The sequence below is a fragment of the Citrobacter sp. C348 genome (genome assembly GCF_047467975.1).
Classification (GTDB): domain Bacteria; phylum Pseudomonadota; class Gammaproteobacteria; order Enterobacterales; family Enterobacteriaceae; genus Citrobacter; species Citrobacter gillenii.
The window spans coordinates 460242-485230 of the sequence record NZ_JASJUJ010000003.1; the positions used below are offsets into that span (position 1 = coordinate 460242).

The following is a 24989-nucleotide window of genomic DNA, read 5'->3' on the forward strand; positions in this document are numbered from 1 at the left end:
TAAGCAACGCGCATCAGGCTTTGCTGCGTAATACCTCAAGGCAGCGTTTCAGCTGATTATCCATCGGGGCTTCAACACGCATGACCTCACCGGTCCCCGGATGGGTAAACTTCAATGCTGCGGCGTGCAGAAACAGTCGGTTCAGCCCCGTACCGGCCAACTGCTTGTCGAACTCGCGGTCGCCATAGCGATCGTCAAAAGCAATAGGATGTCCAGCATACTGGGTATGCACGCGAATCTGGTGAGTCCGCCCGGTTACCGGACTACAGCGCACAAGCGTGGAAAACGCATAGCGCTCTTCCACTTTAAATCGCGTCTCCGACGGTTTACCTTCCTGATTTACCCGCACGATTCGCTCACCGCTTTGCAGAATATTCTTTAACAGCGGCGCCTGCACGGTTTTGACATGCGACTGCCACTGACCTCTTACCAGCGCCAGGTAATCTTTTTGCATTCCCTTTTCGCGCAACTGTTCATGCAGCGAACGCAGTGCGGAACGTTTTTTGGCAACCAACAGCACGCCAGACGTGTCACGGTCGAGGCGATGCACCAATTCAAGGAAACGCGCCTCCGGGCGTAACGCTCGCAGACCTTCAATTACCCCAAAGCTTAATCCGCTGCCGCCATGCACGGCCGTGCCTGATGGTTTGTTGAGCACCAGAATATGGTCATCTTCATACAGAATAACATCGGCCAGCGCGGCGACCTTCTGCAGATGCGGTGAAATAGCTTCTTCTTCGCGCTCAGCGACACGCACTGGCGGAATACGCACAATATCTCCGTCCTCGAGCTTGTACTCGGGTTTGATGCGTTTTTTATTCACCCGCACTTCGCCCTTACGCAAAATGCGATAAATCATACTTTTTGGCACGCCTTTAAGCTGGGTGCGCAGAAAGTTGTCGATGCGTTGCCCTGCTTCGTCGGCAGTAATGGCAACAATTTTTACGGCTGGAGTCTCTGTTTTCATGGGTGCCGATTTTAAATAGCCATCAAGATTCGCGCCACACATTTTTCTATGCTTATATTAACTGCTATACCCTATTACACAGGTTTGACAGTTTCGATTTGGTGGTTATTAAACCAATCACTGTACGGAAGTGTAAAAACTGTGAGTAACCGGGTGGTAAATGGCAAAAGTCATCTTGCTATAACAAGGTTAGCAGTGGAATAATGAGGTCGTCTCCGTGTTGAATCTTGTTAAAACAAGAACTTTTCCGGAATGACCCAATTTTGCCCGACCGATCATCAACGCAGCAATGGCGTAAGACGTATTGATCTTTCAGGCAGTTAGCGGGCTGCGGGTTGCAGTCCTTACCGGTAAGTGCTCTATGAATTTCGCGTTGTAGGAAGACGGCAAGTCTGGGAACCCCCAAGAATTTACTCCGGTAAGTGACTGGGGTGAGTAGATGAAGCCAACGCACCGATAGCGTGAAAGACGACGAGCATAATGGAAGCGTTTCTGGAGAGTAACACCCAGACTGTTCCCCTGATAATTGCGCTGTGTTTCCGTATGAAATACAGGCAACCGACACTCTGCGCCTCTTTGAGCTGACGATAACCGTGAGGTTGGCGACGCGAATAGACACGAGGCCATCGGTTCACACCCGGAAAGGCATTACTCTGCCCGCAGCTTAGTCGTCAATGTAAGAATAATGAGTAAGTTACGATGAAAAGAATGTTAATTAACGCGACTCAGCAGGAAGAGTTGCGTGTCGCCCTAGTAGATGGGCAGCGTCTGTACGATCTGGATATCGAAAGTCCTGGACACGAGCAGAAAAAAGCCAACATCTACAAAGGTAAAATTACCCGTATTGAACCGAGTCTGGAAGCCGCTTTTGTTGATTATGGCGCTGAACGTCACGGTTTCCTCCCGTTAAAAGAAATTGCCCGCGAATACTTCCCCGCTAACTACAACTCCCATGGCCGTCCCAACATTAAAGATGTGTTGCGCGAAGGTCAGGAAGTGATTGTTCAGATTGATAAAGAAGAACGCGGCAACAAAGGTGCTGCACTGACCACCTTTATCAGCCTGGCGGGTAGTTATTTGGTTCTGATGCCTAACAACCCGCGTGCGGGTGGTATCTCTCGTCGCATCGAAGGCGATGACCGGACAGAACTCAAAGAAGCGCTGGCAAGCCTGGAACTGCCTGATGGCATGGGGCTCATCGTACGCACTGCGGGTGTTGGTAAATCCGCAGAAGCGCTGCAGTGGGACCTGAGTTTCCGTCTGAAGCACTGGGAAGCGATTAAAAAGGCCGCTGACAGCCGCCCTGCTCCGTTCCTGATCCATCAGGAAAGTAATGTCATCGTTCGCGCATTCCGCGACTATTTACGTCAGGATATCGGCGAAATCCTCATTGATAACCCAAAAGTCATGGAGATGGCGCGTCAGCACATCGCCGCGTTGGGTCGTCCGGATTTCAGCAGCAAAATTAAGCTCTACACCGGTGAAATCCCGCTGTTCAGCCACTATCAAATCGAGTCTCAGATTGAGTCTGCGTTCCAGCGTGAAGTGCGCCTGCCTTCTGGGGGTTCTATCGTTATCGATAGCACCGAAGCACTGACCGCAATTGATATCAACTCCGCACGCGCCACGCGCGGCGGCGATATCGAAGAGACCGCATTTAATACCAACCTTGAAGCGGCCGATGAAATCGCTCGCCAGTTGCGTCTTCGTGACCTCGGCGGCCTGATTGTTATCGACTTCATCGACATGACGCCGGTTCGTCACCAACGTGCCGTTGAGAACCGTCTGCGTGAAGCCGTTCGTCAGGACCGTGCGCGTATCCAGATTAGCCATATTTCTCGCTTCGGCTTGCTGGAGATGTCCCGTCAGCGTCTGAGCCCGTCATTAGGCGAATCCAGCCATCACGTCTGCCCGCGTTGCTCCGGCACAGGTACCGTGCGTGATAACGAATCGCTGTCGCTGTCTATTCTGCGCCTGATTGAAGAAGAAGCGCTGAAGGAAAACACCCAGGAAGTCCATGCGATTGTCCCGGTGCCGATTGCGTCTTATCTGCTTAACGAAAAACGTACTGCGGTCAATGCCATTGAAACCCGACAGAACGGCGTACGCTGTGTGATCGTGCCCAACGATCAAATGGAAACACCGCACTACTCTGTTCTGCGTGTTCGCAAAGGTGAAGAGACATCAACCCTGAGTTATCTGCTGCCGAAACTGCACGAAGAAGAGATGGCGTTACCGACGGAAGAAGAGTACGTCGAACGTAAACAGCCTGAACAGCCTGCGCTGGCGACCTTCGCCATGCCAGAAGTACCGCCAGCCCCTGCTCTGCAGGAGCCTGCCGTTACAGCCGTTGCTGCCGCACCAAAAGCAGCCGCAGTCGCAGCAGGATCCGAACAGCCTGGTTTGTTTGGTCGTTTCCTTGGCGCACTGAAGTCCCTCTTCGGTGGCAATGAAGAAGCCAAGCCGGTTGAGCAGCCTGCACCGAAAGCGGAAGAGAAATCCGAACGCCAGCAGGATCGTCGTAAGCCTCGTCAGAATAATCGCCGTGACCGCAACGATCGTAACGATCGTCGAGATAATCGCGATAACCGTGGCGAACGTGATAACCGCGATCGTGACAACCGTAATGAACGTTCTGATAGCAGCGAAAACCGCGATGAAAATCGCCGTAACCGTCGCCAGCCGCAGAATGCCGAAGCGCGCGATACCCGCCAGCAATCCACCGATGTTGCTGATAAAGCGAAGTCAGGTGACGAGCAGCAGGCTCCGCGTCGTGAACGCAACCGCCGTCGTAACGACGACAAACGTCAGGCACCGCAGGAAGTTAAAGAACTGAACCTGGTTGAACAACCGGCACAGGATACGGATCAGGAAGAGCGCGTTCGCCAGCCTCAGACTCGCCGTAAACAGCGTCAGTTGAACCAGAAGGTTCGTTACACCGATAGCGCAACCGTCGAAACCGAAGCGGTAACCGCTGCCGTGGTTACCGAAACGGTTGTGGCTGAGCCTGTGGTACAGGCCGCTGTTGCCCAGCGAACTGAACTGGCGAAAGTCGACCTGCCTGCCGTTGTCACTACCGAGCATGAAGATAACAACGATGCGCGTGATAGCAACGGTATGCCGCGTCGTTCTCGCCGCTCGCCTCGCCATCTGCGCGTAAGCGGGCAGCGTCGTCGTCGCTATCGTGACGAACGTTACCCGACACAGTCGCCAATGCCGATTACTGTCGCCTGTGCATCTCCAGAATTAGCCTCTGGTAAAGTCTGGATCCGTTACCCTGTTGCCCGTGCACAGGAACTGCAGGTTGAAGAGCAGTATCCTCAGGAAGTGGCCCAGGAGCAGCCGGTTATCGCCGAGCAGCAAACCATTGCAGCGGTCGATGCACCAGCAGTGGAAACCGTAGCGGCATCTGTCGCGGTCACAGAAGCGCCGGTAGTCACCGAAACCGTCGTTGTCGAACCTCAGGTTGTGGCGGTTGAAACCACACATCCGGAGGTTATCGAGACGGCTGTTGAGGAACAACCGCAGTTCATCGTTGACGCTGACGTCCCGGTTGCAGAAGAGGTTGTTGCTGAAGCTGAGCCCGTAGCAAACGTGGTAGAAGCACCGATTACCGAAGAACCTGTCCAGGTTGACGTCGCTGTCGCCCAGCCAGACGTTGCTGAACCGGTTATCGAGGCCGCGCCAATTGCCCCGGTTACGCAGGAAGAAGTCGCACCGGTTGCGCCAGTCGTTGTCGCTGAAGCTGTGGTAGAACCTGCGTCTGTTGCCGCTGTACCCGTAACGGTTCACAGCCACGCAACCGCACCGATGACCCGCGCACCTGCGCCGGACTACGTACCAGAAGCGCCGCGTCAGAGCGACTGGCAGCGCCCTGCTTTCGACTTCGAAGGCAAAGGTGCCGCAGGCGGTCACAGCGCCACGCATCAGGCTACTGCCCCAGCCACACGCCCGCAGCCTGTTGAGTAAGCCGTAATCAACATCAAAGCCGACCTTCGGGTCGGCTTTTTTATTTCTTATCGATTTGTTTCATTCCCGTCAGCCGCGGCATCACATCCTTCATCAGCGCCAGAAATTTACGCAGTCGTACAGGATAATAACGCGCCCAGGGATACACCAGATGCACCGGCAGCGATGCCGCAGGCCAGTCTGCGAATAGCTCGACTAAACGCCCGTGAACAATATCTTCTTCCACCATCCAGCTTGACACAATGGCCACCCCCAGCCCTGCCAGAGCCGCATTTCTGGCAACATAAATACTGTCCGTGCTTAATCGGGGAGAGATATTTATCGTGATGGGTTCATTTCGCTGTTGATGGCGCAGCGACACACTATGCTGATAAAACGTGTTTACAGCAATCCACGGCAGCGTTGATAACTGTTCGGGATGCGTAGTATCGCCATACTGCGCCAGCAATGCCGGGCTGGCCACAATGCTTCGGGGCACTTCGGCCAGCAGAACGGAGACCGTTGCCGGATCAACTTCCGCACCCACTCGGATCGCGCAATCAATATTGTCGCTAAGGAAATCCACCGTTTTGTCATTGAGCATCCACTCCACCGATAACTGCGGATAGCGGGACAGAAATTGCAGCAGCGGTTCAAGCAGTTGTTGCTGACCAAACGCATGAGGCGCTCGTACCCGCAGCGTACCGACGGGTTCATCCTCGGTGATATTCAGCCCATCTTCCAGCGCTAACCAGGCATCGATAATATGCTTAGCATGCTGATATCCCCGTTCTCCGTCATCGGTCAATTTCATCGCGTGGGTGGTGCGTAAAATCAGTTTCACACCCAGCAGCGTTTCCAGGGATTGCAGTCTCCGACTGACGGTCGCCTGGGTGGTCCCCATCTGTTTTGCCGCCGCAGAGAGCGATCCTGCCTCAACGATGCGCACAAACGTCCGCATCAGCTCCACTCTGTCTATACGTTCATTTTTCAAGATAATCACTTTCATCATACGTCAAACGTATAACTGTTTTACCACCACGCCCGCTACCGTGCCAATGAGCGAAAGATAAAAATAGCCGTACATCCTGTGATTGAGGAATTATTTGTGAACACATCTACCGCACTTTCCCGTTGGGTCATCTTTGTACTGGCACTTGGCGCCGGTTTCAGCGTGGCGGCTATCTACTATGCCCAGCCTCTTCTGCCACTGATCGGTCAGGACCTGACCCTAAGTCTCACCGGTATGGGGCTGGTGCCGACGCTTACCCAGGCCGGGTACGCGCTGGGGATTTTGTTTCTCTTGCCGCTTGGCGACCGCTATGACCGCCGGACATTAATCTTACTGAAAAGCATCTCGCTTGCCGTGCTGCTGCTAGCCTGCAGCTTTAGCGGGCAACTGCATTCACTGCTGTTGATTAGCTTGCTGATGGGAATGGCGGCAACCATGGCACAGGACATCGTTCCCGCAGCAGCCATACTCGCCCCCGCGGGGAAACAGGGAAAAACGGTCGGTACGGTGATGACCGGCCTGTTGCTGGGCATTTTGCTCTCCCGCACCGTCAGTGGCCTGGTGGGCGAAGCGTTTGGCTGGCGACAGATGTATCAACTCGCTGCCATCAGTATTGCCATTATTACGGTGGTGATGTGGAAAATGCTGCCTCACTTTGCGACCAATTCCACGCTGAGCTATCCGTCGTTAATGCTCTCAATGGCCAAACTCTGGCAACGGTATCCTGTACTGCGCCGGGCGGCGCTGGCACAGGGATTCCTTTCAATTGCCTTCAGTGCCTTCTGGTCAACGCTGGCGGTGATGTTATCCGAGCATTATCACATGGGCAGCGCAGTCGCCGGGGGTTTTGGTATTGCAGGAGCAGCAGGTGCGCTTGCCGCACCGCTAGCCGGACATCTTGCAGACAGAATTGGCGGCGAAAAGGTCACGCAACTGGGGGCATTACTCGTGACGCTTTCTTTCGCGCTGATGTTCTTACTGCCCGCCCTGCCGGTTGAGGGACAGTGGCTGCTCATAGCCCTTTCTGCGGTTGGTTTTGATCTTGGGCTACAATCCAGCTTGGTGGCTCACCAGAATCTGGTCTATAGCCTGGAGCCTCAGGCGCGGGGCCGTCTGAACTCCCTGCTGTTTACCCTGGTGTTCATTGGCATGGCGCTGGGTTCAGTTCTCGGCAGCCAGGTCTACGCCCTGGCAAACTGGCAAGGGGTGGTTGGTCTGGCGACGCTGAGTGGTGTGATTGCGCTGATAATAAGACTGACGGGTAACAACGTGGTGAGCCAAACAAAAACGGCCTAAAAAAATGCCCGCGCCGGGGTGTAAGTGGCGCGGGCAGACAAACATATCCAGTTTCATGATATGTTTCAAAAACAGGCGTTAACGATTGAGCTGGAACAACGACATTCCCTGCATATCGGTAAATGCTTTATAGGATGCTTGCAGCGCAGCCTGCTGCATAACATAGGACGAAATCGCCGCGTTCCAGTCGACATCCACCAGGTTACTCATCTGCTGAGTTTGCCCTAACGCACGATCGGCGCCCAGCGAGTCCAGCGAGCTCAGTTCACTGAGCTGTGTGCCTAATTCGGCACGGACGGACAGGACGTTATTGAGCGAGTTCTTCAGACCACGGTTAGTTTTATCAATCGCTTCAGCAGCCTTTGATTTTGCCACATCATCGCCTTCTATCGGCGTATTTAACGCGGCAATCGCCGTATCCAGCATGACAAATAAATTCGTTTCTGGCTTGCTTCCGTCAGGTTCCGGAACGGCATTACTGGTTACGGAGTTAAAAATTTTGTCCCCGGTGTGGCCAATGACCATCGAACGGGCAGCATCCACCTGTTGAGTGATATTCTCCGTCCCGCCAGAATAGGTACCATCAGTCTGAGCAAACGGTGCCGCTTCCGTTTTGTATCCACCAAAAATATAGCGCCCATTGCCATCAGTACTGTTTGCCAGATTCATTAACTGGTCACGGATCCCCTGTAAATCTTTGGCCAGGGACGCCCGGTTATCATCACTTAACGTACCGTTCCCGGCGCTGACGATTTTTTCCTGTGCCGCAGTAATCGCCGTCGTTGCCCGGCCTAAAACGTTTTCTTCCAGTGAAACTTTCTGCGTCGCAAAAGTGCGTGCCAGCGTATACTGGCTATTCTGCGCTTGAGCCTGAGACAGCACCACGGCCTGTGAGGCGGCAATCGGATCGTCAGACGGATTGATGACCCGTTTGCCCGTCGACATTTGCTCGCCGAACTTCATCCATTCAGCCTGAGAGTTAGTGATACCGCGCATATTCTGCTGGTACATCATCTGGGTACTGATACGCATTATGTCCCTCTCCCTTAGCGAATATTAATCAGTGCATCAAACAGCGTATTCGCGGTTTGCAGCACCTGAGCGTTAGCCAGGTAATATTGCTGATAACGCTGCAAATTGCCGTACTCTTCGTCGAGGTTAACCCCGGAAATGGACTGCTGCTGGTTAGAGAGCTGCGTGACCACGTTTTTTTGCGTGGTGCTGCTGGTTTTCAGCGTCGCGGTTTTGTTACCGACATCGCTTACCATCGTGGCATACGCGTCGTTGAAAGTTTTATTCCCGACGGTCGCTTTGGTTTGCAGATCCAGCAGTTTTTGACCGTTACGGTTATCGCTTTTACCCTTGTCTTTATCCGGATCAACGTCGTTCTTGGATACTTCCGCCATGGCGATTTTTGACTCGTCGGTCACCATCACCTTCATATTGACAATGGCATTGCTAACCGGTTTCAGAATAAAACTGTCGTTATCTTTCGCGCCGGTGGGATTATCCGTCACCGTGACTTTCAGACCATCAATGTCCAGTTTTCCGTTGGCATCCGGTTTGGCTTCAAACGTTGAATTATCCGCCAGGCGCGTGACTTGCCACTTGCCACCGTTAAACACAACTTTATAGTCAGTCGCCTGCACTTTCGAACTATCATCAACTTCAGCGGTTAACTCCGCTTTGCCGGTGTTTTTAGCATTACTGGTCACCGACGGATCGCCGATGGCAAAGAAATCCTTACCCGCAACACCATCAGTATCAAAACCGGCTTTATGCTGTGTGTTAAAGGCGTCGGCAAAAGCCAGTGCCAATTGGCCCAGCGTATTACGCGTCTGGTCCAGTTCCTGAGAGCGAAACGTCAGCAACCCACCCAGTGAGCCGGTATTGAGCAGTTTTTCCGGGATTTCAATATTCCCCGCAACCCCATCGACATAGGCCACGGTAGTGCGGTTTGGATCGGCGCTGGACGGTACAGCAGCAAGCTGGCGGGCGCTGCTGCCCTGTACCAGCGAATAGCCATTCGCCATGGTGATGTTGTAGGTGCCGCCATCCTGAATGCTGACCTCAACGCCGACAATTTTATTCAACTCGCTCACCAACTGATCGCGCTGGTCCAGCAGATCGTTCGGCGAAGCCCCCGCGCCGACGCCAGTCAGACGAGAAATTTGGTCATTGAGACTGGCAATTTGTTTCGAGTAGTTATTGATCTGGTCAACACTGGCGGAGATCGCGATATTAACCTGCTTATCCTGATCGCGCAGATACTGATCGGTAGTTTTGAACTGGTTGACTAAACCGTCTGCTTTGCCAATCAGCGCCTGACGCGCCGCCGGGTCTTCTGCGTTACTGACCAGCGTTTGTAAGCTGGTGAAAAAGCCCTGCATCGAGGTAGAAATCGAACTGGTCTTGCTGGCAAGCAGGTTATCGATTTTCGACATTTGCTCATAGCGCGTTGTCAGGCCGCTGCTTTGGTTCTGCGCGGCGCGTAACTGATTACTGATGAATGAGTCATACTCACGCTGCACGCCAGAAACATAGACGCCATTGCCAACCCAGCCCCCCGCACCCAGCGTGCTGTTCGCTTGCGCCATGATGGTCGTCTGACGGGTATACCCGGCCACGTTATAGCTGGTGATGTTATTACTGGCAGTGTTCAACGCGGCCTGCGCTGCGCTGAGACCACTCATGGCGTTGTTAATCAAGCTGGACATGGAGGTTCCTTGTAATCCTTCAATACTCGTTATTATCGGCAGCGGATGGGTAGACTTGAGTTATTTAAAACAGATTGTCGAGATTGCTACTGTAAGTTTTACTCACTTTCTCGCTCATCGACTTCAGCTGCTGGATCATGGTGGTTAATTTACGCGCATAGTGCGGATCGGTGGCGTAGCCTGCATTCTGCAAGGCCTGCGCACCCTGTTCGGCAGTCGCCGCACCGGTTACCGCGGCGTAGCGCGGATTACGCGATATCAGCCCGACATAATCCGACAGCGCCTCAAGGTACGAGCTATAGACACGGAATCGGGCTTTCACTTTTTTCGCCTCACCGTTTTCATATTCGGTAGTGGTGATTTCGGTGGTCGGCCCTTTCCAGCTCCCCGAAGCCTTCACGCCGAAAATGTTAAAGCTCGGCTCACCGTTCTCACGGCGGATTTGGCGTTGCCCCCAGCCGGATTCCAGCGCCGCCTGTGCCAGGATCAGATGATGCGGTACCCCGCTTTGTTGACTCGCCAGTTTTGCTGGTAGCGATAGCTGAGCAAGGAAGTCTTTACTGTCGCCCGACAGCGGTTCATCGTTCCCTTCCGCCGCTTTCGGTAGCGCTTTACGCACCATCTGCGTCAGTGCCTGGTTTTGATAGCTGGTCACCGTTTCCAGTGAAAACTTCATCGGTACCTGCGGCGCATCATCCGCAGGCGTCCCCTGGCCTTCGGTCATCTGCTTAACCATCATTTCAGCCAGCCCCAGACCTTTGCCTGCTGTCATCTGCTGGGCTACCTGCTGGTCATACATGCTGGTGTACAAGCGCGTCGAGTCGCTGCTAAAGACGCCATCTTTTGGCAGCGCTTCACGCATGCTTTTCAGCATCATCTGGACAAACATACCTTCAACCTGGCGGGCGACCGGACGGATATTTGCCGCCGGATCCTGACCCGCCTTCGCTTTCAGTTCGTTCAGCGATTGCGCATCCCAGGCGGCGCTGGTCAGCAGTTTGCTGTCGCCAATCATCAGATAATTTCCAGTTTGGCGCGTAAACAACCCGCACTTTGCATGGATTGAAGAATTGACATCAAATCCATTGGCGTGGCACCGAGCGCATTGAGGGCACGAACAACGTTGTTCAGATTGGCGCTGGAGCGCACGCTCTGCAACGAGCCGCCGCTTTGACGCATATCGATTTGGGTTTGCGGGGTAACCACGGTTTGCCCACCGCCAAACGGCGTATCGGGCTGACTGACGTTGGCCTGGCGATTCACCGTGATAGACAAGTTGCCCTGCGCGACCGCGCAACTGTCCAACGTAACTTCGCGGTTCATCACTACCGATCCCGTACGGGAGTTGATAATCACCTTCGCATCCTGCGGCGTTACGTTCACTTCAATATTCTGGATATCAGCGAGGAAGCGCACCTGCGAGCTATTACCGCTCGGCACACGCACCTGAATCGTACGCGCGTCCAGCGCCGTGGCGCTGCCAAACCCACGTGAACGGTTGATGCTGTCAGTTATCTGCTGCGCCATGGTGAAATCTTCATTATTCAGTTGCAGGTTGATGGTGTTTCCGCCGCCAAACTGGCTAGGAAGTTCGCGTTCAATAGTGGCCCCATTGGTGATCCGCCCACCGTTGAGCTGGTTCACCTGAACGCTACTTCCGCCCGCTGCCGCACCGGCACCGCCAACTAAAATATTGCCCTGCGCCAGCGCGTACACCTGGCTATCAACCCCTTTCATCGGGGTCATCAGCAGCGTCCCGCCGCGCAGGCTCTTGGCGTTACCCATTGAAGAGACCACGACGTCAATGGTTTGTCCCTGACGTCCAAACGCCGGGAAGGATGCCGTCACCATCACCGCCGCCACGTTTTTCAACTGCATATTGGTGCCGGTCGGCACGGTGATCCCCAGTTGAGAGAGCATGTTATTGAGCGTTTGGGTGGTGAACGGCGTCTGGGTGGTCTGGTCGCCCGTGCCGTCCAGCCCCACCACCAGCCCGTAGCCAATCAGCGAGTTTTCACGCACGCCCTGAACGCTGGTCAGATCGCGAATACGATCGGCATGGGCCAACGTGGTTGCCAGTATCAGGACCATTGCAACAAGAGTTTTAAACACAGAAGGCCTCGCTTACATCGGTGACAAATTAAGGAAGAAACGCTGCAACCAGCCCATATTCTGCGCTTCGTTGATATAGCCGTTACCGACATACTCAATACGTGCATCCGCCACCTGGGTTGACGGAACAGAGTTGCTGCCGCTGATGGTGCGCGGGTTAACTACCCCGGAGAAGCGGATAAATTCAGTGCCCTGGTTTATGGCGATCTGCTTTTCACCCACAACGTGTAAATTGCCGTTGACCAGAACCTGATCGACGGTCACGGTCAGCGTACCGCTAAAGGTGTTACGGGCATTGGCACCCCCTTTACCGTTAAAGGAGTTCCCACCGGACGCTTCTACGTCAGCACGCTCGTTGCCAAACAGTCCCTGCAGGTAACGCGGCACCGTGTCGAAACCAAAGTTTGTTTTGCCATCACGGCTGGCGTTAGCAGAGGAGCTTTTGCTCGCACTGACGTTTTCCTGCAATACGATAGTTAGCGTATCGCCAACATTGCGCGGACGGCGGTCTTCAAATAGCGGCTGGTAGCCATAGTTAACTGGCTGCGCAGACTGAAAAATTGATCCATTCGCCACCGGCGTTGGGCCAGGTATCGGCTGGGCAGAGGTCGCCCCCTGAACCAGCGGCGTGGCCGGGATCCAGGCACATCCTGTCAGTGACACCACCAGCAGGGCCGTAATCGGGTATGGGTGAAGCGCGTTTTTTCGCATTGCCTTCATCTTCTACATCAGTGTGCCGGTGAGGCTTTCACCCCACCGGACAACACGTTAGAGTTGCGTCAGTTTTTGCAGCATCTGATCGGTAGTCGACACCGCTTTGCTGTTGATTTCGTAAGCACGTTGAACCTGGATCATATTCACCAGCTCTTCCGCCACGTTGACGTTAGAGGTTTCAACATAGCCCTGATACAGCAGACCCGCGCCGTTAAGCCCAGGCGTGCTCTCGTTCGGCGCACCTGAAGATTGCGTCTCGGTGTACAGGTTCTCACCAATGCTTTCCAGGCCGGTATCGTTCATAAAGGTGGTCAGGTTGAGCTGGCCTACCTGTACCGGCGCCGCCTGTCCTTGCTGGGTTACGCTGACGATGCCGTCACGCCCGATAGTGATGCTGAGCGAGTTCGCTGGAATGGTGATCGCTGGCTGAACCTGAAAACCGCCTGCCGTCACCAGTTGGCCGTTCTGATCCACCTGGAAAGAACCGTCACGCGTATAAGCAGAGGTACCATCCGGCAACATGACCTGGAAAAAACCCTGGCCCTTAATCGCCACATCTTTGCTGTTATTGGTCTGTGACAGGTTGCCCTGACTGTGTAAACGCTCGGTCGCCACCGGACGCACACCGGTACCGATTTGCAAACCCGAAGGCAGCACGGTCTGTTCAGAAGACTGCGCGCCCGGTTGACGAATCGTCTGGTACAACAGATCTTCAAACACCGCACGCTGACGCTTGAAACCATTGGTGCTGACGTTTGCCAGGTTGTTGGCAATCACATCCATGTTGGTTTGCTGTGCATCCAGGCCGGTTTTGGCGATCCATAATGAACTGATCATAAAATGTCCTGTATTAACTCATCGACAGCAGTTGGTTGGCGCGACCCGCGTTATCATCCACGCTACTGATAATCTTCATCTGCATTTCGAAGCGACGGGCGCTGGCAATCATGTCGCTCATCGCGGCAACCGGTTTGACGTTACTGCCCTCCAGCACGCCCGACATCACGCGGATGCTGGGATCGGCCGGAAGGGTCGGACCACGGGTCGCCTGTGCCGCCGCGCTCAGACGGAACATACCGTCATCACCACGCTGCACTTCACTTCCCGTTGCCTTCACCAGCTTCAGACGCCCGACAGGCGCCACGGTATTCGCCGGATCGCCTGGGTTCAGCGCAGAAATCGTCCCGTCAGCAGCAATGGTGATTTCTGAACCTTCCGGTACCGCTATTGGCCCGGCTTCGCCAATCACCGGATGTCCCTGAATGGTCAGTTCACCGGTGGGGCTGACCTGGATAGCGCCATTACGGGTGTACCCTTCACTGCCGTTAGCGGTCTGCACCGCCAGCCAGCCGTCCTGTTGCAGCGCAACGTCCAGCGGGCGGGAGGTGTAGTCCATCTGACCTGGCGTCATATCAGCCCCTGGCGTGGAGGCCACCACCAGCGTACGCGTCGGTAAAGAGAGCCCTTCAACCGGCACCGCACGTAGCGCATTAAGCTGCGCGCGGAAACCCGGCGTTGAGGCGTTTGCCAGGTTGCTGGCCGTCACCGCCTGTTGGTTCAGCGTCTGACTGGCCGCGCCCATGGCGGTATAAATTGCGTGATCCATTAAGCCATCCCGTCAAGCGCTTAGCGCAGATTGACCAGCGTGTTGAGGATCTGATCCTGGGTTTTGATGGTCTGCGCGTTCGACTGATAGTTACGCTGGGCGACGATCATGTTCACCAGTTCTTTACTCAAATCCACGTTCGATGCTTCCAGCGCGCCGTTTGTCAGCTTGCCGAAGTTACCGGTGCCCGCGGTGCCCAGCAGCGCAACGCCAGAAGACTGTGTCGCGGCCCAGACGTTATCGCCCTGAGAAGCCAGACCTTCATTGTTGGCAAAGTTAGCCAGCACGATCTGTCCCAGAAGTTGCTTCTGTTCGTTGGAGTAGTTACCGACGACGGTGCCGTCATTGTTAATCTGGTAGCTCACCAGATCGCCCGGTTTGTAGCCGTCCTGATTCGTCGCTACGATGTTGTTGGCGCCGGTGTTCTGCTGCATAGAGTTCTGGAAACTCATTGCAAAGGTGATAGCAGGTGCGCCATTGAGTGGGCTAGTGGTGATATCAAAGGTACCGCCCCCGATTAACGCCCCGTTGGTATTAAATTCCAGCGTAGAAGTCGGCGTTGTGGGCACGGCAGCTGTAGGATCGCTGCTATCGATGGTATACACGGCCCATTTGTTATTAGGCTGCTTTACAAAATAGGCGTTAACTTCATGGGCATTCCCCAGGCTGTCATAAACGGTTACAGGGCCTTTTTTGTTATAGCTATCCGCATCTTTCGGATCGAACTTTGCCGCTGTCGGTATTTTATCCGATGAGTTAAGGTTGATCTGCATTGATGCTTTGCTGGTAGCCTGCGCCGCCATCAACGTATTCGGAACGGTGATCGGCCCCGGGTTTGCGCCCTGCTGTACCGTCGGCGGTGTGCCGGTAGCTGGGTACCCCGTCAGCTGCAGTCCCTGCATGTTGACGATATTACGGTTTTGATCGAGTTTGAATTGACCGTTACGGCTGAAGAAAACAGACCCGTTGCTGTCGACCATACGGAAGAAACCGTTCTGGCTAATGGCAACGTCCAGCCCACGGCCGGTATTCGTGGTGGTGCCATCGGTAAAGTCCTGAGTAATACCCGCAACTTTAACGCCCAGGCCCACTTTAGAACCGGCAAACATATCCGCAAAGGAAGCGGTACCGGATTTAAACCCGTAGGTCGCGGAGTTGGCGATGTTGTTACCAATGACATCGAGGTTGGTCGCTGCAGCGTTCAGACCGCTGACCGCTTGAGAAAAGGCCATGACTTACTCCTGATAAGTGTGAAGGCTTAGATGATCTGCCGTACTTCGTCGAGGGTGGTGGTTCCATAAGTGCCGAGGTCCAGCGTGTTACCGCCATTGCTGCGAATAACCCCCTGCACCAACGCAAACTGAAGCGGCTGTGCCACAAGCTGCGTACCGCCATTACTGGCGGCTATCGCCACGTTGTAGGAACCGCTCGGGGCCGTCGTGCCATCCGTCATGGTGCCGTCCCAGGTGAAGGTGTGAACCCCCGCCTTCAGCTCACCAATATCGATCGTGCGCACGACCTTGCCGTCTTTATCGGTAATGGTGGCGGTGACCTTATCAGCCGGCTGCTGCAGCTCTACGCCAAACGGGGTCGTGGTGGTGGTCGCACCCTCTTCCGTCCCTTTTCCGGTCAGGATAGTGGTACCAGGGATCATCACGCCGTGACCAATCAGGGTACTGGCCTGCAGCGACTGGCTGTTGTCTATCTGCCCTGAGATTGACCCCAGCGTGGTGTTCAGCTTCTCAATTCCGCTGACGGTGCTGATTTGCGCCAGCTGGGTGGTGAGCTCGTTATTTTGCAGGGGATTGGTCGGATCCTGGTTTTTCAGTTGCGCGACGAGCAGCGTCAGAAAACTGCTTTGCAGGTCAGCGGCATTGCTGCCCGTCAGCGAGCTTTTGCTACTGGTGGAATTAACACCCGTGGTGTTCGGGTCATTCGTTTTTACAGCAATTGACATGTGCGCCTCCTTTACTGACCTAGCGTCAGCGTTTTGAGCATCAAGCTTTTCACAGTATTGAGTACTTCAACGTTTGCCTGATAGCTACGCGAGGCTGACATGGTGTTGACCATCTCCCCGACCACGTCCACATTCGGCATTTTTACGTAACCGTTCGCGTCTGCCAGCGGGTTACCCGGTTCATAAACCAGCTTGTCCGGCGCCTGGCTCTCAATGACGTCAGCGACTTTTACGCCACCGGTTGCCGCACCCGGCGCAGCGTTAACCTGAAAAACAACCTGCTTCGCGCGATACGGTTTACCGTCAGGTCCCGTCACGCTGTCCGCATTCGCCATATTGCTGGCCGCCACGTTCAGGCGCTGGGATTGCGCGGTCAGCGCCGAACCTGCGATATCAAAAATATTTAACAACGCCACGAATTAGTTCCCTCCTTGCAGCACGGTCATCATGCCCTTGATTTGTCCACCCAATGCGGTGAGCCCCATCTGATACTTCAGACTGTTATCGGCAAACTGCGTACGCTCGCGGTCCATATCCACCGTATTGCCATCCAGCGACGGTTGGTCCGGAATGCGATAAAGCAACTCCGTCGAAGGTGCAGAAAGTGTCTGGGCCGGAATATGTTGTGCAGAGGTCAGCGTCAACGAGACACCGCCGGTTTCTTCCCGTCCACGCACCATGACTTTTTTTAATTCACTGGCGAAATCCAGGTCGCGCGCCTGATACCCCGGCGTGTCGGCGTTGGCAATGTTGGCCGCTAATACTTCCTGGCGTTGGGCGCGCAGATTCAGCGCTTCCTGTTGAAAACGTAAGGCGGCGTCGAGCTTATCGAGCATATCTCCTCCGCAAATGACAAAATTCAGCCGACAGCTTAAATCCCATTACGCGCGCGTTATCGCTGGAATAAGCGCAAAATGCGTCGCTATTTGTTGCGTTGATGGCGGCGTCACACAGGTAAAATCCAGCCACAGCCTGAAAAAGCGAGAGGTATTGATGCAAACGTTCAAACGCGGAATAGCGGTGGTCGCACTGCTGTTCAGCCCCCTGACGCTGGCGCAAGACCTGAATTCGCAGCTTACGGCGTGGTTTTCCGAGCGACTGGCAGGGTTCAGTGACGAGGTGGTCGTTACCCTGCGGACCCCACCCAACCTGCTGCCTGCCTGTGAGCAACCGGCACTCAGCGTGGCCGGTAGCGCGAAGTTATGGGGCAACGTGAATGTGCTGGCGAGATGCGGCAATGAAAAACGTTACCTACAGGTGAACGTGCAGGCCACGGGCGACTACGTGGTTGCCGCTGCCCCCATCGCCCGGGGAAGCGCGCTTAACTCAGCCAGCGTAACACTAAAACGCGGTCGTCTGGACCAACTGCCGCCACGTACCGTGCTGGACATTAACCAGGTGCAGGAAGCGGTGAGTCTGCGTGATGTGGTCGCTGGCCAGCCGATCCAGCTCACCATGCTGCGTCAAGCATGGCGGATAAAAGCGGGTCAGCGCGTGTTGGTTATCGCCAATGGAGACGGTTTTCGCGTGAATGCGGAAGGTAAGGCGCTGAATAATGCGGCGGTTGCCCAGAACGCCAGGGTACGGATGCTTTCAGGCCAGGTCGTCAGCGGCGTCGTCGATTCTGATGGGAATATTCTTATTAACCTATAATAGGTTAAAGATTTTTTTGCGGATGCCGATAGATAATCAACCAATGATTAAAGCGGGCCGCTATAGCGTAACCCCTCGATGAGGATAAAAAAAATGAGTATTGATCGTACCTCACCATTGAAGCCAGTTAGTACCGTCCAGCCGCGCGAAGCCAGCGACACGTTGGTCCAAAAAACGCGTAAGGAAAAAACGTCCACGACCAACAGCACTAGCGTCATGTTGAGCGACGCGCAGGCAAAGCTGATGCAACCCGGCACCAACGACATCAATATGGAGCGCGTTGAAGCACTGAAAACCGCCATCCGTAACGGTGAGTTGAAAATGGATACCGGAAAAATTGCCGACTCGCTGATCCGCGAGGCGCAGAGCTACTTACAGAGTAAATAAAGTATGACGCGTTTGTCAGAAATACTTGATCAGATGACGACTGTCCTGAATGACCTGAAAACGGTGATGGATGCTGAGCAGCAGCAACTTTCCGCAGGCCACATTCACGGTAGCCAGCTACAGCGTATTACAGAAGAAAAAAGTTCTTTGCTGGCAACCCTGGATTACCTGGAGCAGCAGCGACGTCTTGAGCACGACGCGACGCGCAGCGCTAATGCTGATATTGCCCAACGCTGGCAGACGATTACCACTAAAACGCAGCATTTACGCGATCTCAACCAGCATAATGGTTGGCTGTTGGAAGGACAAATCGAGCGCAATCAACAGGCGCTCGAGGTGCTTAAACCGCATCAGGAACCCACGCTGTATGGCGCTAACGGCCAAACATCTTCAGCCCATCGCGGCGGAAAGAAGTTCTCAATTTGACGAATGCCTGACGGCTCGTAGCTTTCAGGCCTGCGTGTTTTGCAGGCCGGATAAGGTGCTCCCCTCATCCGGCAGTATGTTCATTATGCCGTTCGGCGCACAAACTCTTTCACTTTAAAGCCCAGCACGGCCAGCGCGGCAAAGTAAGCAGTAATGCCGACCAACACCACCGCCATTAAGCGCAGCAGACGCCACAGCATCGTCCCCTGAGACCACTCCGGCATAATGTACAGCATCCCCACCAGCGCCGCAGACATCACCAGCACAGAGATCACCAGACGCGCCAGGAACCAGGCCCAACCCGGCTGTGGGGTGAATATTTTCTGTTTACGCAACTGCCAGTACAGCAGCGAGGCGTTCAGACAGGCCGCCAGGCCTATCGACAGCGACAGCCCGGCATGTTTCAACGGACCGATAAACGCCAGGTTCATCACCTGGGTCATAATCAGCGTCACGATGGCAATTTTCACTGGCGTTTTAATGTCCTGACGGGAATAAAATCCGGGGGCCAATACTTTCACCACGATCAGGCCAATCAGACCGACCGAATACGCTACCAGCGCGCGCTGGGTCATGGATGCATCAAAAGCGGTAAACTTACCGTACTGGAACAGCGAAACCGTCAGCGGTTTTGCCAGGATCCCCAGCGCCACCGCACTGGGCAAGGCCAGCAGGAAGCACAGACGCAGCCCCCAGTCCATCAGGCGGCAATACTCATCATGGTTACCGCTGGAAAAACTTTTTGACAGCGAGGGCAGCAGAATAGTCCCCAGCGCCACGCCCAGCACACCTGACGGGAACTCCATCAAACGGTCAGCGTAGTACATCCAGGAAACCGAACCTGAAGCCAGAAATGACGCGAAAATCGTGTTGATAATCAGGGAAATCTGGCTGACAGAAACGCCGAGGATCGCCGGACCCATCTGCTTCACTACGCGCATCGCGCCCGCATCACGAAAATTCACGCGCGGTAGCACCAGCATGCCAATTTTCTTCAAGTGCGGAAGCTGGTAAACCAGTTGCAGCACACCGCCAACGGTCACGGCCCACGCCAGCGCCAGCACCGGCGGATTAAAATACGGAGCGGCAAACAGCGCAAAACCGATCATGCTGATGTTGAGAAACGTCGGCGCAAACGCCGGAATAGAGAAACGGTTCCAGGTATTCAGAATCGCACCCGCCAACGAGGCCAGCGAAATCAACAGAATATAAGGAAAGGTTATCTGCAACAGCTGGGTAGTCAGCGTAAATTTGTCAGCAGTATCGGCAAAGCCTGGCGCGGTGACCATGATCACCCACGGCGCGGCAAGCATCCCGGCAACCGTCACAACGGCCAACGCCAGCGTCAGCAAGCCAGACACGTAGGAAACAAACACGCGGGTGGCGTCTTCGCCCTGCTTACTTTTGTATTCAGCCAGAATAGGGACAAATGCCTGAGAAAATGCGCCTTCAGCAAAAATTCGACGCAGCAGGTTAGGAAGTTTGAATGCCACAAAAAAGGCATCGGTCGCCATCCCTGCACCAAAGATTCTGGCGACGATCGCGTCACGCGCAAAACCCAGCACGCGTGAAAACATCGTCATTGAGCTGACGGCTGCCAGTGACTTTAATAAATTCATCTATGTTGTATTCCAGACTCTGAGGCAAAACCCCGTATAACCAACATCGCCATCCGGCAATGTCACTGTGCCTGATGGCGACGCCGTAGCGTCTTATCAGGCCTACAAGCCAGCCTATGGTTGAAAAGAGGTGTTATTTTGAGTGGGCATATAGTACCTGGATTATGCTGAATTACTACCGCCAGATGTTACAGGGGGTTATTCGGCCATCGCATCCCGCCACAGCTTTTCTATCACGCGCTGAGCCAGAATCGCCTGCTCACCCGCCGTCTCAGGAACTGTCTGATTTTGCACGCATTCAATAAAATGGCGTGCGCATCCGGCAAAACCCCGCTGCTCCAGCGTCGTTTGCCAGCCGGGTATCGGTTGCTGAACGACACCGTGTCCGCGCTCCTCACGCCATTCGCGCATATCCGTGACGTCAATTAGCCCCCCGTCAGTAACCGCCTGCACGCTCTCGCGCTGACTGCCCGCACGGCGATGCATACTGGTCGTAATCTGCAGTTGATCGACTGAGAAATGGTGTTCTGCGTACAGCATTGCCCCGGACTCGTTGGTTAACAACGTGCCGCTATTTAACTGTGCCTTTCCTCCTGCCAGCCACAGCGCAGTGTCCACAACATGCAGATAGTCATCCAGCAGCGTAAAACGTAGATCGTGTGGCCCGACGCTATCGCTGCGATGCTTATCCATGCGGATGGAGGCGGGCTCGCTTAACTGCGACTTTAACGCGCGGTACAGCGGCGCAAACCGGCGGTTAAATCCGACCATCAACGTCAGTTTTTTTCGCGCTGCCAGCTCCACCAGTTGTTCCGCATCACGCAGGTTCTCCGCCAGCGGTTTATCCACACAAACGTGGATCCCGGCATGAAGCAACTCGCTGACAACCGCATGGTGCGTCGCGGTGCTGGAGTGTACAAAAACCGCATCACAAGTAGCCGCCAGATTCTGTAGCGAATCAACATACGGCATGCGCCAGGCTGCACAAATCCGTTCTGCTTTTTCACGCGAAGGCGACCAGGCTCCCTGTAATGTCCAGTCTGCAGCAGAACCCAGTACGGGCAGCCAGGCCTTTTGCGCAATGCCGCCCAACCCAACGACACCGATACGAAGTTTTTTCACGTTACTCTCCCAGATGCGCCAGTAAGGATTCGAGCCGCTGTTTTAACTCTGCCACTTCGCTTTCCAGCACCTCAACGCGCGCCTGCAAATCGCTGGATGCCGCCTGAGGCTCATCTGCGGTTGTCGCCATCGTCAGATCGACGTCGCCACAGAACAGGTGCATATAGCGGCTTTCGCGTTTTCCCGGCTCACGCGCCAGACGGACCACGTAAGGACCATCTTCGCGGGTGGCCAGCTGTTCCAGCGTTGACTCCACTTCCGCCACATCGCTGAATTCATACATGCGGGATGCGCGACTACGCAGTTCGCCCGGCGTCTGCGCTCCGCGCAGTAACAGCGTGGTGATCAATGCCACCTCACCGGCGCTGAGCTTAAGGTTGCCAAACTCTGAATTGCAGAAGCGCTGTTCGTACTTGGTCACGCGATTGCCAAACCCGCTCACCGTACGCAAAAAATGGCGTTTCACCAGATTATCGAGCTGATCCTGCACCTCCGATTCCGACAGGTTCATCACCGGCTCACGATTGGTTTTTTGATTGCAGGCGGTCACGACACCATTCACGGAGAGCGGATATTGTTCCGGCGTAGTCACCTGTTTTTCCAGCAAACAGCCAATCACGCGTGCTTCGGTAGCGGTTAATTCATATTTCATCGTCTTCTCCATTCATCAGCCAATACAGCTGAAACTTAGCGACCGGGGGTCCATTCTGATGTTGTTAACGCCGTCAGCACATGATCGCGCCACTGCCCATCTATCAGCAGATAGTCTTTGGCATAACCTTCTTTTTCAAATCCAAGTCGCGCCAGTAAATCACCGCTGCGTTTATTATGCGGCATATAGTTCGCCATAATGCGATGAATGTGCTGTGTGCGCTGCATATAGCGAATGGCGGCAACCAATGCCTCGTACATCAATCCCTGCCCTTGCCACTTTTGCGCAATGGAATAACCGAGATAGCAGGCGTGAAACGATCCGCGCACAACGTTGGAGAAATTTGCGACGCCGATAATTTCTTTCTCTTCCGGATCGAGCAGCGCAAAGTAATAAGCAGAGCCTTGTTTATGAAACTCGGTGATCATACTCAGACGCGCCTGCCAGCCAGAGGGATAGCAGTGGCTTTCATCGCGAATAGGCTCCCAGGGCTTTAAGAAATGACGATTCTCTGCGTAATAATCTGCCAGACGCCAGGCATCACGCTCATGCACTAAACGCACGACCAGGCGGTCCGTGGTTAAGCGCACTTTTGGCACGTTACTGCGATAGCCAAACATTCTATACCTACTCCTTCCCGCACCGTTTTCAATACGCTATTCGCGATACTATACCTGTACAAATATGCCCGATGAAAAGAGCAAAACACCATTTCTTGAATTATTCACACATTTTGATGAAAACTCTCTATCAAGACCGACTTTTGATAAAAAAATATTGTCCCGCCGAGGGTGGGAAAAGGTCAGACAACCCCGCAGAATAGACAGGCTTACCGTTAAAACTCTAAACAGAGTGACGAGTTTTTCCCTGGAGGGGAAATGTCGCAAGTCTCGCAGGCGAGGAACCTGGGTAAATATTTCCTGCTTATCGATAATATGCTGGTCGTGCTGGGCTTCTTCGTCGTCTTCCCGCTGATCTCGATTCGTTTCGTCGACCAAATGGGGTGGGCCGCCGTGATGGTCGGCATCGCGCTCGGGTTACGTCAATTTATTCAGCAGGGTTTGGGAATTTTTGGCGGGGCCATTGCCGACCGTTTTGGCGCAAAACCGATGATTGTCACCGGCATGCTGATGCGCGCCGCCGGGTTTGCGACGATGGGAATCGCCCATGAACCCTGGCTTCTGTGGTTTTCCTGTTTTCTCTCCGGGCTGGGCGGCACGCTGTTCGATCCCCCCCGTTCGGCGCTGGTGGTCAAACTGATCCGCCCGGAAAAGCGCGGGCGCTTCTTCTCCATCCTGATGATGCAGGACAGCGCCGGGGCGGTCATTGGGGCATTACTGGGAAGCTGGCTGTTACAGTATGACTTCAGGCTGGTCTGCGCCACCGGGGCCATTATCTTCATCCTGTGCGCCGCCTTTAACGCCTGGTTGCTTCCTGCGTGGAAACTATCGACAGTGAAAATTCCGGTGCGTGAAGGGATGAACCACGTGATGCGTGACAAGCGATTTGTCACTTACGTGCTGACGCTGGCAGGTTACTACATGCTGGCAGTCCAGGTGATGCTGATGCTGCCGATTATGGTTAACGACATTGCCGGATCCCCGGCGGCCGTCAAATGGATGTATGCCATCGAGGCGTGCCTCTCGTTAACGTTGCTCTACCCGATTGCCCGCTGGAGCGAAAAACGTTTTCGCCTTGAACACCGTCTGATGGCCGGTCTGTTAATCATGTCACTCAGCATGATGCCTATTGGGTTGGTCGGAAACCTACAGCAGCTCTTCACCCTGATCTGCACGTTCTATATCGGCTCCATTATTGCTGAACCGGCACGTGAAACGCTCAGCGCCTCGCTGGCGAGCGCACGGGCCCGGGGGAGCTATATGGGCTTTAGTCGGCTGGGACTCGCCATCGGCGGCGCCATAGGCTACATCGGCGGCGGCTGGCTGTTTGATATGGGTAAGGCACTGTCGCAGCCCGAGTTACCATGGATGATGCTGGGTGTTATCGGCATTATCACCTTCCTGGCGCTGGGCTGGCAGTTCAGCCACAAACGCACGACGCGCGGCATGCTGGAGCCTGATGCCTGACGCGTAACCCTCAGCCCGGACACCTTTTCAGTTTTTTCTGCTGGTGTCCGGGGCGCTGGTACTGGATGCTGCTTTGTGTCACGATTACGCCATAAGCATCATGTTGAGGAACCCCATGAAAAAGTTTTTTTTTGCTGCTGCACTCATTGTCAGCGGCCTGTTGGTTGGTTGTAATCAACTCACACAATACACGGTAAGCGAGCAAGAAATTAACCAGGCGCTGGCAAAGCATAATAATTTTTCGAAAGATATCGGTTTGCCCGGCGTGGCTGAAGCCCACATCGTGCTGAGCAATCTTACCAGCCAGATCGGTCGTGAAGAACCCAATAAAGTAACCCTGACCGGCGACGCCAACCTGGACATGAACTCACTATTTGGCAGCCAGAAAGCGACAATGAAGCTGAAGTTAAAAGCATTACCGGTGTTCAATAAAGAAAAAGGCGCGATTTATCTGCAAGAAATGGAAGTGGTTGATGCGACCGTCACACCAGAAAAAATGCAGTCGGTTTTGCAAACCCTGATGCCGTATTTAAACCAGTCGCTGCGCAATTATTTCAACCAGCAACCGGCATACGTCCTGCGTGAAGACAGCAGTGAAGGCGAAGCGCTGGCGAAAAAGCTGGCAAAAGGAATTGAAGTAAAACCGGGTGAAATTATCATCCCGTTCACCGATTAATACACCAAAGGGCGCATCAGCGCCCTTTTCTATCAGAG

24 protein-coding genes are annotated in these 24989 nt (G+C 54.3%); 7 read left to right on the plus strand and 17 right to left on the minus strand.

Going from position 1 to position 24989, the window contains the following annotated elements; all coding sequences use genetic code 11:
• Positions 1 to 13: 13 nt before the first annotated feature.
• A complete protein-coding gene (gene rluC, locus QNN86_RS08865; RefSeq protein WP_167456044.1) occupies positions 14 to 967 on the minus strand; it encodes a 23S rRNA pseudouridine(955/2504/2580) synthase RluC in 954 nt (317 codons plus the stop codon).
• Positions 968 to 1666: 699 nt separating this feature from the next.
• Here rluC and rne point away from each other — a divergent pair.
• Positions 1667 to 4936, plus strand: a complete 3270-nt coding sequence (gene rne / locus QNN86_RS08870) for a ribonuclease E (protein ID WP_414210962.1) — start codon at positions 1667 to 1669, stop codon at positions 4934 to 4936.
• Between the two features lie 40 nt (positions 4937 to 4976).
• Here rne and QNN86_RS08875 read toward each other — a convergent pair whose 3' ends face one another.
• Positions 4977 to 5927: a LysR family transcriptional regulator gene (locus tag QNN86_RS08875; protein ID WP_414210963.1), complete on the minus strand. Its 951-nt coding sequence runs from the start codon at positions 5925 to 5927 to the stop codon at positions 4977 to 4979.
• Between the two features lie 96 nt (positions 5928 to 6023).
• On the opposite strand from QNN86_RS08875, the gene QNN86_RS08880 reads away from it, so the two are divergent.
• Positions 6024 to 7223 (plus strand): MFS transporter, encoded by a 1200-nt coding sequence (locus QNN86_RS08880; protein WP_414210964.1) that lies wholly within the window; start codon positions 6024 to 6026, stop codon positions 7221 to 7223.
• Positions 7224 to 7301: 78 nt separating this feature from the next.
• Here the strand turns inward: QNN86_RS08880 and flgL are convergent, their stop codons facing one another.
• The 11 genes from flgL to flgB all read right to left on the minus strand — a co-directional run bounded on the left by flgL (position 7302) and on the right by flgB (position 17165).
• Positions 7302 to 8255, minus strand: coding sequence for a flagellar hook-associated protein FlgL (gene flgL, locus QNN86_RS08885; protein ID WP_414210965.1), 954 nt, complete (start codon positions 8253 to 8255; stop codon positions 7302 to 7304).
• A gap of 14 nt (positions 8256 to 8269) precedes the next feature.
• Positions 8270 to 9940 (minus strand): flagellar hook-associated protein FlgK, encoded by a 1671-nt coding sequence (gene flgK, locus QNN86_RS08890; RefSeq protein ID WP_414210966.1) that lies wholly within the window; start codon positions 9938 to 9940, stop codon positions 8270 to 8272.
• Between the two features lie 64 nt (positions 9941 to 10004).
• Positions 10005 to 10955 (minus strand): flagellar assembly peptidoglycan hydrolase FlgJ, encoded by a 951-nt coding sequence (gene flgJ, locus QNN86_RS08895; protein ID WP_174361548.1) that lies wholly within the window; start codon positions 10953 to 10955, stop codon positions 10005 to 10007.
• Positions 10955 to 12052, minus strand: coding sequence for a flagellar basal body P-ring protein FlgI (locus tag QNN86_RS08900; RefSeq protein ID WP_181619078.1), 1098 nt, complete (start codon positions 12050 to 12052; stop codon positions 10955 to 10957). The genes flgJ and QNN86_RS08900 overlap by 1 nt, the downstream gene beginning before the upstream one ends.
• A 12-nt stretch (positions 12053 to 12064) precedes the next feature.
• Positions 12065 to 12763: a flagellar basal body L-ring protein FlgH gene (locus QNN86_RS08905; RefSeq protein ID WP_096757558.1), complete on the minus strand. Its 699-nt coding sequence runs from the start codon at positions 12761 to 12763 to the stop codon at positions 12065 to 12067.
• Between the two features lie 57 nt (positions 12764 to 12820).
• A complete protein-coding gene (gene flgG / locus QNN86_RS08910; protein ID WP_045441663.1) occupies positions 12821 to 13603 on the minus strand; it encodes a flagellar basal-body rod protein FlgG in 783 nt (260 codons plus the stop codon).
• 13 nt (positions 13604 to 13616) lie between these two features.
• Positions 13617 to 14372 carry a flagellar basal body rod protein FlgF gene (locus QNN86_RS08915; RefSeq protein ID WP_096757559.1) on the minus strand — a complete coding sequence of 252 codons (756 nt, stop codon included), beginning with the start codon at positions 14370 to 14372 and terminating at the stop codon, positions 13617 to 13619.
• Between the two features lie 20 nt (positions 14373 to 14392).
• Entirely contained in the window at positions 14393 to 15604 is a 1212-nt protein-coding gene (gene flgE, locus QNN86_RS08920; RefSeq protein WP_181619077.1) for a flagellar hook protein FlgE, read from the minus strand.
• Positions 15605 to 15630: 26 nt separating this feature from the next.
• Positions 15631 to 16329: a flagellar hook assembly protein FlgD gene (gene flgD / locus QNN86_RS08925; RefSeq protein ID WP_096757561.1), complete on the minus strand. Its 699-nt coding sequence runs from the start codon at positions 16327 to 16329 to the stop codon at positions 15631 to 15633.
• Positions 16330 to 16340: 11 nt separating this feature from the next.
• Entirely contained in the window at positions 16341 to 16745 is a 405-nt protein-coding gene (gene flgC, locus QNN86_RS08930; RefSeq protein ID WP_414210967.1) for a flagellar basal body rod protein FlgC, read from the minus strand.
• A 3-nt stretch (positions 16746 to 16748) separates the two neighbouring features.
• Positions 16749 to 17165: a flagellar basal body rod protein FlgB gene (flgB, locus tag QNN86_RS08935; protein ID WP_096757563.1), complete on the minus strand. Its 417-nt coding sequence runs from the start codon at positions 17163 to 17165 to the stop codon at positions 16749 to 16751.
• A 157-nt stretch (positions 17166 to 17322) separates the two neighbouring features.
• On the opposite strand from flgB, the gene flgA reads away from it, so the two are divergent.
• The 3 genes from flgA (at position 17323) to flgN (ending at position 18795) form a co-directional block, all read left to right on the plus strand.
• A complete protein-coding gene (gene flgA, locus QNN86_RS08940; protein ID WP_115258869.1) occupies positions 17323 to 17982 on the plus strand; it encodes a flagellar basal body P-ring formation chaperone FlgA in 660 nt (219 codons plus the stop codon).
• Positions 17983 to 18075: 93 nt separating this feature from the next.
• Positions 18076 to 18369 (plus strand): flagellar biosynthesis anti-sigma factor FlgM, encoded by a 294-nt coding sequence (flgM, locus tag QNN86_RS08945; RefSeq protein ID WP_096757564.1) that lies wholly within the window; start codon positions 18076 to 18078, stop codon positions 18367 to 18369.
• A gap of 3 nt (positions 18370 to 18372) precedes the next feature.
• Entirely contained in the window at positions 18373 to 18795 is a 423-nt protein-coding gene (gene flgN / locus QNN86_RS08950) for a flagella biosynthesis chaperone FlgN (protein ID WP_279277011.1), read from the plus strand.
• Between the two features lie 83 nt (positions 18796 to 18878).
• On the opposite strand, the gene murJ is transcribed toward flgN, so the two are convergent.
• From murJ to rimJ, 4 genes are all read right to left on the minus strand, one after another.
• Positions 18879 to 20414, minus strand: coding sequence for a murein biosynthesis integral membrane protein MurJ (gene murJ / locus QNN86_RS08955; RefSeq protein WP_096757566.1), 1536 nt, complete (start codon positions 20412 to 20414; stop codon positions 18879 to 18881).
• A gap of 198 nt (positions 20415 to 20612) precedes the next feature.
• A complete protein-coding gene (locus tag QNN86_RS08960) occupies positions 20613 to 21536 on the minus strand; it encodes a Gfo/Idh/MocA family protein (protein ID WP_414210968.1) in 924 nt (307 codons plus the stop codon).
• Position 21537: 1 nt separating this feature from the next.
• On the minus strand, positions 21538 to 22188 hold the full coding sequence (locus tag QNN86_RS08965; protein WP_181619073.1) for a YceH family protein: 651 nt from the start codon (positions 22186 to 22188) through the stop codon (positions 21538 to 21540).
• 35 nt (positions 22189 to 22223) lie between these two features.
• The gene (gene rimJ / locus QNN86_RS08970; protein WP_115258871.1) at positions 22224 to 22808 is read right to left on the minus strand and encodes a ribosomal protein S5-alanine N-acetyltransferase; all 585 of its coding nucleotides are present in this window, start codon (positions 22806 to 22808) and stop codon (positions 22224 to 22226) included.
• 258 nt (positions 22809 to 23066) lie between these two features.
• Here rimJ and mdtH point away from each other — a divergent pair, with 258 nt between their 5' ends.
• Together mdtH and QNN86_RS08980 are read left to right on the plus strand one after the other, a co-directional pair.
• Positions 23067 to 24275 (plus strand): multidrug efflux MFS transporter MdtH, encoded by a 1209-nt coding sequence (gene mdtH, locus QNN86_RS08975; RefSeq protein ID WP_096757570.1) that lies wholly within the window; start codon positions 23067 to 23069, stop codon positions 24273 to 24275.
• A 115-nt stretch (positions 24276 to 24390) separates the two neighbouring features.
• Complete coding sequence (locus QNN86_RS08980; protein WP_096757571.1) at positions 24391 to 24951, plus strand: lipoprotein; 561 nt, start codon at positions 24391 to 24393, stop codon at positions 24949 to 24951.
• Positions 24952 to 24989: the final 38 nt, after the last annotated feature.

Excerpts from the sequence above, each read along its gene's own strand:
- rluC (WP_167456044.1), bottom strand. The coding sequence starts at position 967 with ATGAAAACAGAGACTCCAGCCGTAAAAATTGTTGCCATTACTGCCGAC.
- rne (WP_414210962.1), top strand. The coding sequence starts at position 1,667 with ATGAAAAGAATGTTAATTAACGCGACTCAGCAGGAAGAGTTGCGTGTC.
- QNN86_RS08875 (WP_414210963.1), bottom strand. The coding sequence starts at position 5,927 with ATGATGAAAGTGATTATCTTGAAAAATGAACGTATAGACAGAGTGGAG.
- flgL (WP_414210965.1), bottom strand. The coding sequence starts at position 8,255 with ATGCGTATCAGTACCCAGATGATGTACCAGCAGAATATGCGCGGTATC.
- flgK (WP_414210966.1), bottom strand. The coding sequence starts at position 9,940 with ATGTCCAGCTTGATTAACAACGCCATGAGTGGTCTCAGCGCAGCGCAG.
- flgJ (WP_174361548.1), bottom strand. The coding sequence starts at position 10,955 with ATGATTGGCGACAGCAAACTGCTGACCAGCGCCGCCTGGGATGCGCAA.
- QNN86_RS08905 (WP_096757558.1), bottom strand. The coding sequence starts at position 12,763 with ATGCGAAAAAACGCGCTTCACCCATACCCGATTACGGCCCTGCTGGTG.
- flgG (WP_045441663.1), bottom strand. The coding sequence starts at position 13,603 with ATGATCAGTTCATTATGGATCGCCAAAACCGGCCTGGATGCACAGCAA.
- QNN86_RS08915 (WP_096757559.1), bottom strand. The coding sequence starts at position 14,372 with ATGGATCACGCAATTTATACCGCCATGGGCGCGGCCAGTCAGACGCTG.
- flgE (WP_181619077.1), bottom strand. The coding sequence starts at position 15,604 with ATGGCCTTTTCTCAAGCGGTCAGCGGTCTGAACGCTGCAGCGACCAAC.
- flgD (WP_096757561.1), bottom strand. The coding sequence starts at position 16,329 with ATGTCAATTGCTGTAAAAACGAATGACCCGAACACCACGGGTGTTAAT.
- flgB (WP_096757563.1), bottom strand. The coding sequence starts at position 17,165 with ATGCTCGATAAGCTCGACGCCGCCTTACGTTTTCAACAGGAAGCGCTG.
- flgA (WP_115258869.1), top strand. The coding sequence starts at position 17,323 with ATGCAAACGTTCAAACGCGGAATAGCGGTGGTCGCACTGCTGTTCAGC.
- flgM (WP_096757564.1), top strand. The coding sequence starts at position 18,076 with ATGAGTATTGATCGTACCTCACCATTGAAGCCAGTTAGTACCGTCCAG.
- flgN (WP_279277011.1), top strand. The coding sequence starts at position 18,373 with ATGACGCGTTTGTCAGAAATACTTGATCAGATGACGACTGTCCTGAAT.
- murJ (WP_096757566.1), bottom strand. The coding sequence starts at position 20,414 with ATGAATTTATTAAAGTCACTGGCAGCCGTCAGCTCAATGACGATGTTT.
- QNN86_RS08965 (WP_181619073.1), bottom strand. The coding sequence starts at position 22,188 with ATGAAATATGAATTAACCGCTACCGAAGCACGCGTGATTGGCTGTTTG.
- rimJ (WP_115258871.1), bottom strand. The coding sequence starts at position 22,808 with ATGTTTGGCTATCGCAGTAACGTGCCAAAAGTGCGCTTAACCACGGAC.
- mdtH (WP_096757570.1), top strand. The coding sequence starts at position 23,067 with ATGTCGCAAGTCTCGCAGGCGAGGAACCTGGGTAAATATTTCCTGCTT.
- QNN86_RS08980 (WP_096757571.1), top strand. The coding sequence starts at position 24,391 with ATGAAAAAGTTTTTTTTTGCTGCTGCACTCATTGTCAGCGGCCTGTTG.